Below are 16,162 nucleotides of genomic sequence, written 5' to 3'. Positions count from 1 at the left end.
CAGCAGGAGGCGTGCCCGCCGGTCGGGGTCGGTGGTGAGGTCCCCGGCCCGCGCCAGGGCGCAGGCCGCGTCGGCGAACGCCCCGCCGGACCGCGCCGCCTCCCCGGCCGCCGCCAGGGCGGAGGCGACCTCGTCGTCGGTCCCGACCGCCGCGGCGGCGGCGTGCCAGGCGCGGGCGGCGCTGCCCGGGGGCAGGGCGGCGGCCAGGTGGCCGTGCGCGGCGCGCAGTTCCTCGGGGGTCGCGGCCGCGAGGGCCGCCGAGCGCACGAGCGGGTGGACGGTCTCGATGCGTCCGGCGTCGAGCCGCACCAGCCCGGAGCGCTCCACGTCCAGGAGGGCGGAGCTCGTCGCTGTCGTCGCGCCGCACGCGGCCGCCTCCTCGCGGCTCGTGGCGCAGGCGACGAGCAGCAGGGCGGCTCGCGCCTCCTGGCTCAACGTCTCGATCGGTCGCACGTACGCGCGGGCGAGGTTGCGTCCCAGCGGCAGGGGGTCCGGGAGCGCGCCGGCCCCGCGGCGCTGCTGCGCATCCAGGAGAGGCGGGATCTCGATGAGCGCCATCGGGTTGCCCGCCGTCGCCGCCACGAGGCGCTCCGCGACCGACGTGTCGAGGTCGGGGTGCCGGCCGCGCAGGAGCTCCCGCGCGTCGGGCGCGTTCAGCCCGCCCATCGCCAGGGTCGGCAGCCCCAGGGCGGCGGGATCGAGACCTTCGCCGTCCCGCAGGCCGAACAGGACCGCGACGGCGTCCGCCTCGAGGCGGTGCGCCGCGAACAGCAGCGCTGCGCGCGACGCCTCGTCCACCCACTGCAGGTCGTCGACCAGGACCACGAGCGGACGCCCCACCGCGGCGGCGGCCAGGAGCCCGAGCACCCCGGCGGCGACGGCGAACGGCGACGCCACCGACGCGTTCTCCAGGGCGAGCGCGGCACCGAGCGCCCGCGACCGGGCCGGCGGCAACTGCGTGCGCAGGTCGAGGATCGGGTCGAGCACCTCGGCCAGCGCGGCGTGCGCGAGGTGCGCCGCGGATTCGATCCCGCGCGTGCGCAGCACGAGGAACTCGTCACCCGCGCCGTCGACCAGCTGCGACAGCAGGCTCGTCTTGCCGACACCCACCGGCCCGTGGACGCACATCGCCCCGGCCCGGCCCGCACGTGCCTCGTCCAGCAGCGCCCGGAGCGTCCGGAGATCGTGGTCGCGCCCGACGAGCACGACGGCAGGGTAGCGACGCGCCGGGGCGCGGCGCCGCGACGCGTTCGCCCCGATCAGGGGCATTCCCCCGATGCCGGATTAGCCCGCGCGGTGCACCGTTGGCGCATCATGCTCATGAACTCCCCCTCATCGCTTCGCCGTCGGGCCCTGGCGCTCTGCGCAGCGTTCGCCCCGGGCCTGCTGGCCACCATCCCTCCGCCTCCGGCCCACGCCGACTCGCTCGCGTACGTGAAGGCGGGCGACATCCACCTGTCCACCACCGACGGCTCCCGGCAGTACCAGGTCACCTTCGACGGCGGCTACTCCTCGGTCAGCCAGGCCGACGACGGCCGCATGGTCGCGCTGCGCGGGGACCGCATACGTCACCTCGAACGCGACGGTCGCGTGATCGGCGACATCGCCACCCCGGTGTCGACGACGTCGGACCCGAACATGTCCTTCCGCGGTCCGTTCGACCCGGCGATCTCGCCCGACGGCAAGCGCGTGGCCTACACGTACTACTGGCAGTACATCGGCGAGGACCCGTACTGCAACCCGCGGAACAACTGCTACGTCAAGCGCCTTTACCACGGCACCGGGTTCACCGCTCCCGACCGACTCACGGCGTGGGACGAGCCGGGCTTCCTCCGCCGCTCGGGGTGGAAGGACGCGCACTGGGTCGACAACGACCAGGTGCTCCTCAGCGACCCGTACATCCTCCCGAACGAGGACGTCGTCCTGTGGAACCCGAGCGACGCGGACAGCCTGCGCCGCTGGTTCCAGGACCAGCAGTACGGCGGTGAGGTCGGCGACGCCGTCATCAGCCGCGACCGCTCGGCGATGGCCACCATCACCTCCGGGCAGCGGCGCATGAGCGTGCTCCGCAGCGAGGGCCTGTTCTACCCGGGGTACCCGGTGCGCTGCTTCGAGGCGTCCGTGGAGGACCAGGGTGCTGACGCGAAGATCTCGAGCCCCACGTTGAGCGCCAACGGCACCCGTCTGTTCTGGGCAGAGGGCGACGGGATCCACGCTGCGACGCTGCCGAAGTTCACGGTCGACGGCTGCGGGCAGTTGACCGACGGTGGCGCGCTGCTGATCGGCGGCGCGTCCGGACCCGCGTGGGGGCCGGCGGACGTGCCGCCCGCCCGTTCCCAGCCGGGCGGCGGGGGAAACGGCGGCGGCGGCGGAACGGGTGGTGGGGGTAACCCCGGCCCGGTCACGGGCGGCCCCGGCGGCACTCCCGGTGGCGCTCCTGGCGGCGCTCCCGGCGGCGGCGGGACGGTCTCTCCGCCCCCCGGCGGGTCGGGTGGCCCCGTGGCGACCAAGGTGACCCTGACCGTGACGCGGGCCCGCCTGGCGACCGTGCTGACGAAGGGCCTCGACGTTCGCCTGCGATCGGCGCGCAGTGGCCGCCACCGCATCACCGCACGCGTGGGCGGGCGCTCCGTCGGCGTCGTCACCGCCAAGGTCGCGTCGGCCGGCACGGCGCGCGTGCGGCTGCGGTTCACCAGGACCGCCCGACGCTCGCTGGCCAAGCGACGCAAGCTCACCGTCACGGTGTCCGGCGCGGGGGCGAAGCGCACCGTGCAGCTCTCGCGGTAGGACCGGCGGCCGCCGGGGCGCGGGCGCAGGAGCTGCCGGCACGGCGGTGGCGGGTTGCGTGGTCGGCGGTTCCACGGCTGCCGCAACACGCCCCGTCACGCCGGCCGGCGGCCGGACGAGAAGCGCATGCTTCCGCGGGAGAAGTGCGCTACGGTCGGCCCGGTGACCGGGACCATCGACGACGAAGGCCTGGCCGCGGCGATCAAGCGACTGCCGCCCTGGCCGCCCGCCGACGATCCGCCTCATGAGGTCGAGGCTCGCGAGATCGACGACGCCCTCGCGGCCGTGGAGGGCGAGCTGGACCGGCTCGGCGACACGGTCGACCCGGCGCTGGCCGGCGCCTGCCGCCATCTCGCCGCGCTCGTCGAGGACCACGAGACCAAGGCCGACCGGCGGCTGCGGCGGCGGCTGGATTCGCTGGCCGCGGTGCACCAGTCCCTCGCGCGGCTGCGCGAGCTCCGCAGCGTCGAGGCGATCATCGCGCGCGCGACCCGCGAGGCGTGCGAGGCCTGCGGGTTCGACCGCGCGGTCCTCTACCGCGTCCGTGGCCCTGAGCTCATCGCGGAGAGCTTCTACGTCAAGGGCGACCCCGAGGCGGCGGCGCAGCTGCTGGAGTTCAGCCGCGACCAGCCGTTGCGGATGGAGCAGCAGTCGCGGGAGCGGGAGATGATCCGCCGCCGGATCCCCATGTCGATCCACGACGCGATGACGAATCCGCACAGCTTCCACCCGCAGGCCGAGGTGTACGACGTGCACAGCTACGTCGCGGCGCCGATCCTGCCCGCCGGACGGGTGATCGGGTTCGTCCACGCCGATCACCGGCTGAAGCCGCGCCGCGTCGACGACTTCGACCGGGACGCGCTGTGGGCCTTCGCCGAGGGGCTCGGCTTCGCGATCGAGCGAGCCCGGCTCACCGAGCGGCTCCGGGCGCAGGGCGACGAGCTCCAGCGCCTCCTGCAGCGCGCGCAGGCGGTCGTCCACGACTACCTCGACGCCGAGGTCGAGATCGTCGGCGGGAGTGGGGACAGCGGGGCGGCGACCCGCACCGCCGAGGCGCTGCTGGCCGGCGTCTCGCCGGAGAACGAGGTCGAGGCGGCGCTCTCGCGCCGCGAGCGCGAGGTCCTGGCGCTGCTCGCGGAGGGCGCCTCGAACTCCCAGATCGCCGCGCAGCTCGTGATCGCCGACGAGACCGCCAAGACCCACGTCAAGCGCATCCTTCGCAAGCTCGGCGCGACCAACCGCGTCGAGGCGGCCACGATGTGGCTCCGCGCGCAGCAGACCGACTGAGGGACGTCTACCGCAGGATCAGGTCGCAGAAGCCGTCTGCGATCGCCGACGTGTCGAGGCGGCCGCCCGGCCGGTACCACTGCGCCGTGTGGTTGACCATGCCCAGGAGGGCGCGGAGCGTCAGGGAGCGGTCGACCGTGCCGAGGAGCCCTGCGGCCTCGCAACGCGCGAGCACCCCGTCGAGGAGTCGCTCGAACCGCTTGCGGGAGCGCCGCACGCGCCGCCACTGCTCCTCGGCCTCGATGACCCGTCGCTCCTGCTGGAAGACGACCATGTGATCGAGGTGGCCCTCGACGTGCGCGACCCACGCGTACACCAGAGCGCGGAGCTGGTCGTCGGGAGCCTGCGTCTCGTCGGCGACGACGTGCTCCACGCGCTCGAGCAGCGGCTCGAGCAGCTCGTCGCAGATGCGGATGAGCAGCTGCTCCTTGCTGTCGATGTAGTGGTAGAGCCCGCCCGCGGTCAGGCCGGTCGCCTCCACGAGGTCGGCCATCGAGGTGGCGCCGTAGCCCTGCTGCGCGAAGAGGCGTGCCGCAGCGTCGACGACGCCCTGCTGCCTGGCGTCGTAGCGCGCCCGGAGCGCAGGTCGCGTGGGAGGCGGAGCCTTCATCCGCCGGTCAGGGTAGCGGGAAGTCCGGGCGATTACCGAACGATCACTAGAACTTCTAGCGTCCGTTCGGTTATTGTCGTCGCCATGTTCTTCGACCTGGACGACGAGACCGAGCTCCTGCGCCGCACCGTGCGCGAGTTCGCGGTGGGCGAGGTCGCCCCCGTGGCCGAGCACCTGGACCACACCAAGTCCTTCCCCTACGAGCTCGTCTCGAAGATGGGCGAACTCGGATGGATGGGCATCCCGTTCCCGGAGGAGGTGGGCGGCGCGGGCGGCACCACGCTGCAGTACGCCATCGCCATCGAGGAGCTCGCGCGCATCGACTCGTCGGTCGCCATCACCGTGTGTGCCCACAGCTCGCTGGGCACGCAGCCGATCTACCTGTTCGGCGACGACCAGCAGAAGGCCGACCTGCTGCCCGACCTCTGCGCGGGCCGCAAGCTCGGCGCCTTCGGCCTCACGGAGCCCGAGGCCGGTTCCGACGCCGGCAACGTCCGCACCCGCGCGTCGCTCGACGGCGGCACCTGGACGATCAACGGCGCCAAGCAGTTCATCACCAACGCCGGCACCGACATCTCCGGCCACGTCGCCATCACCGCGCGGACGGGCGAGAACGAGATCTCCAACCTGATCGTCCCCAACGGCACCTCCGGGTACGAGCAGGGCGAGCCGTACCGCAAGATGGGCTGGAACGCCTCCGACACGCGGCCGCTCACGTTCACCGACTGCCAGGTTCCCGAGGACCACCTGCTCGGCCCGCGCGGCCAGGGCTTCAAGCAGTTCCTGCACATCCTCGACATCGGTCGCATCGGGGTCGCGGCGATGGGTGTCGGCCTGGCCCAGGGCGCGCTGGACGAGGCGCTCGCCTACGCCAAGGAGCGCCAGGCGTTCGGCCAGTCGATCTCGAAGTTCCAGGCGATCCAGACCAAGCTCGCCGACATGGCGACCGAGATCGAGGCGGCGCGCCTGCTCACCTACAAGGCGGCGTGGCTCAAGGACCAGGGGCGCAACTTCTCCCTGACCGCCGCCCAGGCCAAGCTGAAGACCGGCCGCCTGGCGGTGCGCTGCGCCGAGGAGGCCGTGCAGATCCACGGCGGCTACGGCTACATCGAGGAGTACCCGGTGTGCCGCTTCTACCGCGACGCGAAGATCCTCACGATCGGCGAGGGCACCGACGAGGTCCAGCACATGGTCATCTCCCGCGCGCTCGGCGCGTAGAGGCCGGCGCCGAGGTGTTCGAGCGCGTCCTCATCGCCAACCGTGGCGAGATCGCCGTGCGCATCGCGCGGACCCTGCGCGACCTGGGCATCGTCTCGGTCGGCGTGTTCTCCGACGCCGACCGCGAAGCTCCCCACGTCCGCGCCTGCGACGAGGCGATCGCGCTCGGCGGCCGGACGCCCCGCGAGTCCTACCTGCGCGCCGAGCTGATCCTCGAGGCTGCGGAGCGCTCGGGCGCGCAGGCGATCCACCCCGGCTTCGGGTTCCTGTCGGAGAACGCGGCCTTCGCGCGCGCGGTGGCCGACGCCGGGCTGACCTGGGTCGGGCCACCGGCGAGCGCCATCGAGCTCATGGGCTCGAAGACCGCGGCCAAGCGCGCGGCCGAGGAGGCCGGCGTGCCGGTCGTGCCCGGCCTGCACCGCGACGACCTCACGGACGAGGACCTGATCGCCTTCGCGGCCGACCAGACGTTCCCGCTGCTCGTCAAGGCCGCGGCGGGTGGCGGCGGACGCGGCATGCGTGTGGTCACGCGTCCGGAGGATCTACCCGACGCGCTCGCCGCCGCCCGGCGCGAGGCCGCCTCCGCGTTCGGCGACGAGCAGCTCCTGATCGAGCGCTACGTCGAGACCGCACGGCACATCGAGGTGCAGGTCCTCGCCGACGCCCACGGCAACGTCGTCCACCTGAACGAACGCGAGTGCTCGCTGCAGCGCCGCCACCAGAAGGTCATCGAGGAGGCCCCCTCCCCGGTGGTCTCCGCGGACCTGCGCGCCCGGCTCGGCGAGGAGTCCGTGGCGCTCGCCAAGGCGTGCGGGTACGTGGGCGCCGGGACGATCGAGTTCATCGCCGACGCCGCGAATCCCGAGGAGCACTACTTCCTGGAGATGAACACGCGGCTGCAGGTCGAGCACCCGGTCACCGAGCTCATCACCGGCGTCGACCTCGTCGAACTGCAGCTCCGCGTCGCTGCGGGCGAGCCGCTGCCGCTCACCCAGGACGACATCGGCGTGGAAGGCCACGCCGTCGAGGCCCGGCTGTACGCCGAGACGGCGGCCTTCCTGCCCAGCGCCGGACGGGTGCTCGCCGCCTACCTGCCCGACGGCACCGGCGTACGCGTCGACGCGGCCCTCGACGCCGGCATGGACATCGGGACCGACTACGACCCGATGCTCGCCAAGGTGATCGCCCACGGCCCGGATCGCCAGACCGCCCTGGCCCGGCTGGACCGAGCGCTGGCCCGGACCGCCGTCCTCGGCCTGGAGACCAACGCCTGGCCGCTGCGCGGGCTGCTCGCCGACAGCGGCGTGCGTGCCGGCCGGATGGACACCGCGATGGTGGAGCGGATCGCGTCCGACCTGCCCGAGCCCGACGTGGAGGAGGCCCTCGCAGCCACCGGCCTGCTGTGGGCGCTCCTGGCCCACGAGACGGCGCCCGACGACCCGTTCGCGACCCGCGACGGCTGGCGGGCCGGCGGCCAGGGCCGGCTGCACTGGCGGCTGCTGGCCTCCGGAAGCTCCGCCCCCGTCGAGCGCGACCTCGTCCTGCACGGCGACCACGACGCGGCCCGGATCGTGCTGGACGAAGGCGCCCGGGAGTGGACGGCGTCGGTCGCCCGGGTCGACCCGGGCACGATCGCGGTGACCCTCGACGGCGTCCGCCGACCGGTGCGGTACGCGATCGCCCCGGACGGGACGATCTGGGTCGGCCGCGATGGCTGGGCCGTCGGCATCCGCCAGGTGACCGGCGCGGCGGACGCCGCCGCCACCACGACCGGCGCGCTGGCCGCACCCATGCCCGGCCTGATCCTCGCCGTCCGCGCGCCGGCCGGCACCGCCGTGTCCGAGGGCGACCCCGTCGTCGTCATGGAGTCGATGAAGATGGAGCTCGTGCTGGCCGCGCCGATGGACGGCGTGGTCGCCGAGGTCAGCGTCACCGAGGGCGACCGCGTGACGGTCGGGCAGCCGCTCGCGACCGTCGAGCCCGCCGACCAGGAGCCCGCCGCATGAGCCGCCCGATCCGCAGCACCGCCCGCCCCGACGAGGCCAACCGCAGCGCCCACGACGCCCTGCTCGAGGACCTGCGCGCCCAGCTCGCGCGCGTGCACGCGGGTGGCGGTGAGGTCGCCGTCGAGCGCCATCTGAGCCGCGGCAAGCTGCTGGCCCGCGACCGCGTCGAGCGCCTGTGCGACCGCGGCAGCGCGTTCCTGGAGCTCTCCCCGCTGGCGGCGCACGGCATGTACGACGACGCGGCCCCCGGCGCCGGGATCGTGACCGGGATCGGTCGCGTGTCGGGCCGCGAGTGCGTGATCGTCGCCAACGACGCCACCGTCAAGGGCGGCACCTACTACCCGATCACGGTCAAGAAGCACCTGCGCGCCCAGGAGATCGCCGAGCAGAACCGCCTTCCCGCGATCTACCTCGTCGACTCCGGCGGCGCGTTCCTGCCCGAGCAGGACGAGGTCTTCCCCGACAAGGACGACTTCGGCCGCATCTTCTTCAACCAGGCGCAGATGTCCGCGAAGGGCATCCCGCAGATCGCCTGCGTGATGGGATCGTGCACCGCCGGCGGCGCCTACGTGCCGGCGATGAGCGACGAGACCGTCATCGTCAAGGAGCAGGGCACGATCTTCCTCGGCGGCCCGCCGCTGGTGAAGGCCGCCACGGGGGAGATCGTCAGCGCCGAGGAGCTCGGCGGCGGCGACCTGCACTCGCGCACCAGCGGTGTGACCGATCATCTCGCGGCCGACGACGCCGACGCGCTGCACCGCGTCCGCTCGATCGTGGCGACGCTCGGCGCCGCACCCACCCCCCCGTGGACCACGCGCGCCGCCGCGGCGCCGGCACTGGACCCCGAGGGGCTGCTCGATGTCGTGCCGCCGTCACCGCGTACCCCGTACGACGTGCGCGAGGTGATCGGCCGGGTCGTCGACGCCAGCCTGTTCCACGAGTTCAAGGAGCACTACGGCGAGACGGTCGTGTGCGGGTTCGCCCACGTCCACGGCCACCCGGTCGGGATCGTCGGCAACAACGGCGTGCTGTTCGGCGAGAGCGCCCGCAAGGCCGCGCACTTCGTCGAGCTGTGCGACCAGCGCGGCGTCCCGCTGCTGTTCCTGCAGAACATCTCGGGCTTCATGGTCGGCCGCGAGTACGAGGCCGCCGGGATCGCGCGCGACGGGGCCAAGATGGTGACCGCCGTGGCGACCGCCCGCGTCCCGAAGATCACCGTGATCGTCGGCGGCTCCTTCGGCGCGGGCAACTACGGGATGTGCGGTCGCGCCTACAACCCGCGCTTCCTCTTCATGTGGCCCAACGCGCGCATCAGCGTCATGGGCGGCGAGCAGGCGGCAACCGTCCTGGCGACGGTCCGCCGTGACCAGCTCGAGGCGCGCGGCAAGGAGTGGCCCGCCGAGGAGGAGGCGAAGCTCCGGGAGGGCATCGAGGCGCAGTTCGAGTCCCAGGGCCACCCGTACTACTCGTCCGCCCGCCTGTGGGACGACGGGATCATCGACCCGCGCGACACGCGTCGCGTGGTCGGGCTCGCGCTCACGGCGTGCGCCGGCGCGCCGCTGGAGCCGCCGACGCGGCCGCTCTACCGGATGTAGGGATCGCTGAAATACCACCCGCGGTCGTCGGCGCCCCTACCCTCACGGTGCAACGGCACTACGGGAGGACTCATGTCGGCGACGCAACTGAACCCCGGGCACATCCTGCAGGTGGGGATGGGCTTCTGGGCCTCCCGCACGGTGCTCTCGGCCACCGAGCTCGGCGTCTTCACCGAGCTCGGGGAGGACGCGCTCTCGGGCGAGGAGCTCCGGGAGCGGCTCGACCTCGCGCCCAGGGCGGTGCCCGACTTCCCCGACGCCCTCGTCGCGCTCGGGTTCCTGGACGCGGAAGGCAACGGCCCCGACCGCCGGTACCGCAACACCCCCGAGACCGCGATGTTCCTGCACCGCGACCGGCCGACCTACGTGGGGGGCATGCTCGAGATGTGCTCCGACCGGCTCTACGGCTTCTGGGGCGACCTCACCGAGGCGCTCCGCACCGGCGAGCCGCAGAACGAGATCAAGCGAACGGGTCGGCCGATGTTCGTCGAGCTGTACGACGATCCGGACCGGCTCGAGCAGTTCATGCACGCGATGCAGGGCATCTCGCTCGGTCCCGCCCACGCCCTGGCCGGCGCCTTCGACTTCTCGCGCTACGAGACGGTCCTGGACGTCGGGGGCGCCACCGGCTTGCTCTCGACGGTGCTCGCGGAGCACCACCCCCATCTGCGTTGCACGAGCTGGGACCTCCCGGTCGTGCAGCCCATCGCCGACCGCTTCATCGCGTCGACCGCGGTCGCGGATCGGGTGAGCACCGCGGCCGGCGACTTCTTCGAGGACGCGCTCCCGCAGGCCGACGTGCTCACGATGGGGCTGATCCTCCACGACTGGAACCTCGAGAAGAAGAAGCACCTCATCGCCGCCGCCTTCGACGCCCTCCCGGACGGGGGCGCGCTGATCGTCATCGAGGCGCTCATCGACGACGCCCGTCGCGAGCACGCGTTCGGGCTCCTCATGTCCCTCAACATGCTCATCGAGTTCGGCGACGCCTTCGACTACAGCGGTGCCGACTTCGACGGCTGGTGTCGTGGCGCGGGGTTCCGCGAGACCGAGGTCCTGGACCTGCCCGGGGAGATGAGCGCGGCGGTGGCGTACAAGTAGCGCGCGGAGCGAGGCGACGGTGGTGGGCATGCCACCGCCCGAACGTCAGAGGGCCAGCACTCGCTCCAGCCAGTCCGCGACCGCCGCGCGCAGGCGGTCGTGATCGGCCTTCAGGCCGTGATCGCCGCGAATGCGGACGACCTCCCGCCGGCTGGCCTTCGACGCACGGGGGACCCCGAAGCGGTCGCGTTCTCCCTGCACGACGAGGACCGGCACGCCGGCGCCGTCGATCTCGGGCAGGCGCGAGGCGGGCACCCGGTCGGACCCCGCGCGCTGCGGCGGCACCAACGGGAAAGCGAGTGCCAGCACGCCCACGGCCCCGCCCGGGCGCGCACACCGGCAGGCCACGCGCGCGCCCGACGAGCGCCCACCGAAGATCAGCGGCAGTCCGTGGAACGCGCCGCGCGTGCGCGCGGCGGCGTGACGTACGACCTCCATCCACGCCTCGTCGAGCACCGGCGGGCGCGGGGTCGACCGCTTGCCCGCGACGCGGTAGGGCTGCGTCACCAGACCCACGGAGACTCGGTGCGCCACCGCCACCTCCGCGACGGCCTGCAGGTCCGGCGCGGACGTCGAGCCACCGGCCCCGTGCCCGAGGAGCAGTGCGGCGCGCGCGCTGCGCACGCCTCGCACCTCGACCTCGGCGGGCCCGTGCGGCGTCGGAACGCTCACCCGCCGCGGCGCGGTCATCGTGGCGCTGCGCGGCGGCCGATCCGCCGCCCGAGCGCGAGTCAGGCCGGGTAGGTCGCGAAGATCGCCGCGGCCAGGGCGTGCGTCCGTGGACCGGCCTCACGGTCGGCGAAGGACACCACCCCGGATCCGAGCATGAAGTCGCGACCGTCCGCCGCGCCGAAGGGTCGGTACAGCAGCGAGAGGCCGGGGACGGGGGCACGCAGGTAGAGCAGGGTCGAGACGCCGACGAAGGTGGCGACCGTCGCCGTCGACAGCGTACGGGCGGCCGCCTCGTCGGGCACGACCCGCTCGATGGCTGCCCCGGTCGCCACCAGCAGGGGCGGGTCGAGCAGGAAGCTCATGCTGGCTCCCCCAGTTCGAGCGCCAGGACGCCGTCCAGCGGGATCTCCGTGGTGGCGGTGGGCGTGGTCAGCACGACGCGCCCCTCGGCGATCGAGCAGTTGCGAACACGGCGACCGTCGTCATGGGGCGCAGCGTAGTCCCACGCGACCGTCTCGTCGGCCGGAAGCGTCGCGTGCACGTCGAGTCGGCCCCCGTCGACGCGTGCCTGGACGTGCACTGCGTCGCCGCCCACCCCCGGGCTGACGGTCAGTGCGGCGCCACGCATCGCGACCCGCCGGCGAGCGCCGTCGAGCATCACGGCACCGGCGCCGAGCCACGGCGAGACCCGACCGGCGACCGTCGGCACGCGGGCGAGCGCCCCGTCGAACCAGGCCGCGCCCGCAGGCCCGATGCCGGCCGCGTGCATCCACACCCAGTGCAGGGCGTGATCGCTGCCCCAGTTGTGTCCGATCATGCCGGGCCACCCGTCGAGCTCGATCCGGTGCTCGCCGATCGCGACCGTCCCGGCCATGCGGGCGAACGGGAGCAGCGCCACCCCGTTGGAGCGGGGGATCGCGCGGTCGTAGAGCCATCGCTTGGGCAGGTAGGGCACCGACTCCGCGTCGACCGGGTCCCAGCGCAGCGTCCAGGTCGCGTCCTCCATCGCGCCGTCAGCCCCCGTCGGTCCGAGCGTGCCCTGGGCGGCTTGCGACCATCCCGTCGCGGGAGCGACGTAGCCCGCCTCGTCGGTGACGCGGCGCTGCTCCACGACGGTGCCCGCGGTGCGATCGAACACGGTCAGCCAGACGGTCGTGCGCTGCCCGCCGCCGTCGGGGCGGCTGAGCACGGTGTGCCGCAGCCAGACCGCGCGTCCGCCGTCCGGATCGGCGGCCTTGACGTAGTGCGATTCGTACATGCCCGCGCGGGCCCGATCGGAGCCGGAGCGGGGGGCGTCGTAGGCGAGGGCCATGACGTACATGTACCACAGTACATGTACCACAGTACACTTCCCGTCGTGCCGCGAGCCCCCTCCATCCCCCGCCCCGCCGCCGGTGACGGCCGGGGCGAGCGCCGTCGCACGTCGCTGCTGGACGCCACGCTGCGCGTCGTCGCCCGCGAAGGGGCAGCAGGTGCCAGCCACCGCGCCGTGGCCGCCGAGGCCGGCGTCCCGCTCGGATCGACGACCTACTACTTCGCCTCGCGCGACGAGATGCTCGTCGAGGCCCTGCAACACGCCGCCACCCGCGAGATCGAGGCGATCCGCGCCCGCCTCGACCGCCTCACCTCCCGCCCGCCCGGAACCGTCGACTGGACGGCGGAGGTCGTCCGGTACGTGGGCGACCAGCTCCGTCCCGACGCGACGCCGACGCTGCTGGCCCGCTACCACCTGCAGCTGGAGGCCACGCGCCGGCCCGAGCTGCGCGCGATCTACGGCGCCTGGACGGCCGCGGGCCTGGAGCTCGCCGAGACGATGCTCCGGGCCGCCGGATCGCCGGACCCGACCGGGGACGCGCCCGTCCTCGTCGCGGCGCTCGACGGCGTGGCGCTGAACCAGCTGATCCTGCTCGACGGCAAGGCACGCTCCAGGGCGGTCCGCGCCCTCGTCACGCGACTCATGGACCGGCTCACCTCCGATGCCTGACCCGGGCACCGTGCAGGACCGTGCCGTGGCCGCCCTCGCCAGCGCCCTCGTACCGCACGAGTTCGGTGGACCCCGTCCGGCGGACCTCGCCGCCGCCGCCCGGCCGTTGCTCGGCGCGCAACCGGCCGACGTCCGCGCCGGGGTGACCGCGGCCGGGACCGCCCTGGCGCTCGCCGCGCTCGCCCGGCACGGCCGGCCGCTGCACCGCCTGCAACCCGCGGAGCGCGCGGCGCTGCTGGCCGCCACCCAGCGCACCGGCCCGGTCGGCGGCGCCGTGCTGGACGGCGTGAAGGCCCTGCTCCTGCTCGTCCACGGCGGCACCACCAACCGCCCGGAGATCGACGCCGTCGCCCGGCGTCACGCTCCCGCACGCGCCGACGCGTCCCTGACGATCAGCGACGCGACCGAGCTGCCGGCGAGGCTCCGCGCCGACGTGGTGGTCGTCGGGTCGGGCGCGGGCGGCGCGTTCGCCGCCCGGGAGCTCGCCCGCGGCGGCCTGGACGTGCTCGTGCTCGAGGAAGGCGAGCGCTGGACGGTGGACCGCATCCGCGCCACCGGCCCGATCGAGCGGTTCGCGGGCCTCTACCGCGATGGGGGCGCCACGGTCGCCCTCGGGCTCCCGCCCGTGGCGCTGCCGATCGGTCGCGCGGTCGGCGGCACCACCGTCGTGAACTCCGGGACGTGCTACCGGCCGCCCGCGGCGGTCGTGCGCACGTGGCACGAGGACCACGGCCTCACCCTCGCCGATCCGGAGCGTCTCGCGGCCCGCCTGGATGACGTGTGGTCGACACTCGGGGTGGCGCCGGCGCCCGACGACGTGCTCGGCGCCAACGCACGCCTGGCGCTGGCGGGCGCGGAGGCCCTCGGGTGGGACGCGGCGCCGCTGCGCCGCAACGCGCCGGGCTGCGCCGGGAGCTGCCAGTGCGCGTTGGGCTGCCCGCGCAACGCGAAGGCGGGCGTGCACCTCACCGCGTTGCCGCAGGCCTGCGACGCCGGCGCGCGGATCGTCCAGCGGCTCAGGGTCGACCGCGTCACCCACGAGCACGGCCGGGCGACCGGCCTGCAGTGCCGGGACCGCGACGGACGTCACGTGACCGTCGCCGCCCCGCTCGTGGTCGTCGCGGCCGGGGCGACCGAGACCCCGGCGCTGCTGCGTCGCAGCGATCTCGGTGGCCACCCGCGGCTGGGTCGCGGGCTCTCGATCCATCCCGCGCTCGGCGTCGCCGGGACGTTCGACGCGCCCGTGCACGCGTGGCGCGGCGTGCTGCAGAGCGTCGGGATCGAGGAGCACCACGAGCGCGAGGGCATCCTGATCGAAGCGACCGCGACGCCTCCCGGGATGGGCTCGATGATCCTGCCCGGCGTCGGCGAGCAGCTCCTGCGCGGGATCGACGGCGAGACGCACGTCGCAGCGCTCGGCGCCATGGTCGACGACGCGCCGTCGGGCGTCGTCGTGGGCGCGCGGCGGCCTCGCATCGGCTACCGCCTGCACCGGGACGACGCCCGACGACTGGTCCGCGCCGCCGGACTGATGGCGCAGGCGCTCCTGGCCGCCGGGGCGCGCGAGGTCGCCCTCGGCGGCGGTGCTCCGCCCGTGCGCCGCGCAGCGGACCTCCCCGACGCCCTCACCCGGATGCACGTCCGCAGGCTGCACCTCGCGGCGTTCCACCCGACCGGCACCGCGGCGGCGGGGAGCGACCGCGGACGCCATCCGGTCGACCCGCACGGCAGGCTGCGCGGGGTCGACGGGGTCCTCGTCGCGGATGCGTCGATCCTGCCGCGCTGCCCGGGCGTCAACCCCCAGATCTCGATCATGGCCCTCGCGGCCGAGGTCGCGGCAGGTGCGGTCGCGCGATCGGACGCCACGAGATCGCGCGGCGGGATCAGCGCGGGGGTGGACGGGTAGTCGGTGGTCGCCGGGCGCACGCCGGGTTAGACTCGGCACGATGGTCGGTCCCCGACCCCGGTACCGAGATGGATCTCGCGCCCGCCGCCGGCTGGCCGTGGTCCTCGGAGCGCTGGTGGCCGCGACGAGCGCCGCCCCGGCCTCCGCCGCCGTGACCATCGGCGCGCCGCTCGACCTTCCGCCCAACGTCGGGGAGGGCTGTGAGGCGGTCGTCATCCCCAGCCTGCGCCCCACCGTCGGCACCCCGGACAGCTGCACCTTCTGGGGGCTGGACCTGTCGCGCGGCTGGAGCTCGCAGACACCGCCCGGCCGCTGGGTGATCACCCGGGCCCGCATCCGCGCCCCGCAGACCGTCGGTCCCATGGTGATCACCGCCGTGGAGGCCTCCCGCTCCAAGTCCGGGGCCGGCGGGATCATCTGCTGCGTCGCCTCGGCCGAGAGCCAGATCTTCACGCCGGCGCCGAACGCGATCTCGACGGTCCCGGTCCGCGTCCCGGTGAAGAACACCACGGTCGTCGTGGACAACGAGCAGATCGAGGTCATCGACTACCTCGGCTTCAGCATGGTCACGCGGGCCGGTCACGTCCCCGCCCACGTCGCCCAGCAGGGAGCGCTCGGCGGATCGGCGTCGATGTCGTTCATCGCGCCCGCGATGCGCGCCGGTCAGCAGCGTCTGCAGGACGGGGCGTTCCAAGGCGTGACCCCGCTGCTGAACGCGGACTTCGAACCGGACCTCGACGGCGACGGCCTCGGCGACGAGACGCAGGACAGCTGCCCACTCGCCCGCGCGACCGCGGCGAGGAGGACGTCAGCGCCTCGGGCCACGACGTCCCAGACGCGCGCGTGTGTGCTGCGGCCGCGGTCGCGGTCGGTGCGGGCGAGCCGCAGCGGCCGGGTCTCCTTCGTCGTCATCCATCCCGCAGTGGCCTCGAAGACCCGGCGCGCGACGTTCACGCTGCGGCGACGGACGGGATCGAAGTCGCGCGTCGGCCGCGT

The 16,162-nt window shown here is 74.1% G+C and carries 14 protein-coding genes; 9 read left to right on the top strand and 5 right to left on the bottom strand.

The features are described 5' to 3' along the window. Nucleotides 1–1,206: AAA family ATPase (locus ABYE80_RS07550; protein ID WP_372789660.1), on the bottom strand; the 1,206-nt coding region annotated here is incomplete at its 3' end. Nucleotides 1,207–1,320: 114 nt separating this feature from the next. Here ABYE80_RS07550 and ABYE80_RS07545 point away from each other — a divergent pair. Continuing rightward, nucleotides 1,321–2,787, top strand: coding sequence for a hypothetical protein (locus ABYE80_RS07545; RefSeq protein ID WP_372789659.1), 1,467 nt, complete (start codon nt 1,321–1,323; stop codon nt 2,785–2,787). Between the two features lie 162 nt (nt 2,788–2,949). Next, nucleotides 2,950–4,074, top strand: coding sequence for a LuxR C-terminal-related transcriptional regulator (locus ABYE80_RS07540; RefSeq protein WP_372789658.1), 1,125 nt, complete (start codon nt 2,950–2,952; stop codon nt 4,072–4,074). A gap of 7 nt (nt 4,075–4,081) precedes the next feature. Here ABYE80_RS07540 and ABYE80_RS07535 read toward each other — a convergent pair whose 3' ends face one another. Continuing rightward, nucleotides 4,082–4,684: a TetR/AcrR family transcriptional regulator gene (locus tag ABYE80_RS07535; RefSeq protein ID WP_372789657.1), complete on the bottom strand. Its 603-nt coding sequence runs from the start codon at nt 4,682–4,684 to the stop codon at nt 4,082–4,084. Between the two features lie 84 nt (nt 4,685–4,768). Here ABYE80_RS07535 and ABYE80_RS07530 point away from each other — a divergent pair, with 84 nt between their 5' ends. The 4 genes from ABYE80_RS07530 (at nt 4,769) to ABYE80_RS07515 (ending at nt 10,604) form a co-directional block, all read left to right on the top strand. Beyond that, on the top strand, nt 4,769–5,902 hold the full coding sequence (locus ABYE80_RS07530) for an acyl-CoA dehydrogenase family protein (protein ID WP_372789656.1): 1,134 nt from the start codon (nt 4,769–4,771) through the stop codon (nt 5,900–5,902). 14 nt (nt 5,903–5,916) lie between these two features. Further along, complete coding sequence (locus ABYE80_RS07525; protein ID WP_372789655.1) at nt 5,917–7,908, top strand: biotin carboxylase N-terminal domain-containing protein; 1,992 nt, start codon at nt 5,917–5,919, stop codon at nt 7,906–7,908. Continuing rightward, nucleotides 7,905–9,503, top strand: coding sequence for a carboxyl transferase domain-containing protein (locus ABYE80_RS07520; RefSeq protein ID WP_372789654.1), 1,599 nt, complete (start codon nt 7,905–7,907; stop codon nt 9,501–9,503). The genes ABYE80_RS07525 and ABYE80_RS07520 overlap by 4 nt, the downstream gene beginning before the upstream one ends. A gap of 72 nt (nt 9,504–9,575) precedes the next feature. Then, nucleotides 9,576–10,604 carry a methyltransferase gene (locus ABYE80_RS07515; RefSeq protein WP_372789653.1) on the top strand — a complete coding sequence of 343 codons (1,029 nt, stop codon included), beginning with the start codon at nt 9,576–9,578 and terminating at the stop codon, nt 10,602–10,604. 45 nt (nt 10,605–10,649) lie between these two features. Here ABYE80_RS07515 and ABYE80_RS07510 read toward each other — a convergent pair whose 3' ends face one another. From ABYE80_RS07510 to ABYE80_RS07500, 3 genes are read right to left on the bottom strand one after another with little or no spacing between them, the layout of a single operon-like run. Then, a complete protein-coding gene (locus ABYE80_RS07510) occupies nt 10,650–11,294 on the bottom strand; it encodes an alpha/beta family hydrolase (protein ID WP_372789652.1) in 645 nt (214 codons plus the stop codon). Between the two features lie 41 nt (nt 11,295–11,335). Beyond that, nucleotides 11,336–11,638, bottom strand: coding sequence for a hypothetical protein (locus ABYE80_RS07505; protein ID WP_372789651.1), 303 nt, complete (start codon nt 11,636–11,638; stop codon nt 11,336–11,338). Next, nucleotides 11,635–12,588, bottom strand: a complete 954-nt coding sequence (locus tag ABYE80_RS07500) for a hypothetical protein (RefSeq protein ID WP_372789650.1) — start codon at nt 12,586–12,588, stop codon at nt 11,635–11,637. Before ABYE80_RS07500 ends, ABYE80_RS07505 begins: the two co-directional genes overlap by 4 nt. A 45-nt stretch (nt 12,589–12,633) precedes the next feature. Here ABYE80_RS07500 and ABYE80_RS07495 point away from each other — a divergent pair, with 45 nt between their 5' ends. The 3 genes from ABYE80_RS07495 to ABYE80_RS07485 all read left to right on the top strand — a co-directional run. Continuing rightward, nucleotides 12,634–13,260 carry a TetR/AcrR family transcriptional regulator gene (locus tag ABYE80_RS07495; RefSeq protein ID WP_372789649.1) on the top strand — a complete coding sequence of 209 codons (627 nt, stop codon included), beginning with the start codon at nt 12,634–12,636 and terminating at the stop codon, nt 13,258–13,260. Then, a complete protein-coding gene (locus ABYE80_RS07490) occupies nt 13,253–15,166 on the top strand; it encodes a GMC family oxidoreductase N-terminal domain-containing protein (protein ID WP_372789648.1) in 1,914 nt (637 codons plus the stop codon). The genes ABYE80_RS07495 and ABYE80_RS07490 overlap by 8 nt, the downstream gene beginning before the upstream one ends. Nucleotides 15,167–15,206: 40 nt before the next feature. Further along, nucleotides 15,207–16,162: hypothetical protein (locus ABYE80_RS07485; RefSeq protein ID WP_372789647.1), on the top strand; the 956-nt coding region annotated here is incomplete at its 3' end.

This window comes from Paraconexibacter sp. (genome assembly GCF_041602235.1).
Classification (GTDB): domain Bacteria; phylum Actinomycetota; class Thermoleophilia; order Solirubrobacterales; family Solirubrobacteraceae; genus Paraconexibacter.
This window is presented reverse-complemented; position numbering and strand designations above follow the sequence as displayed.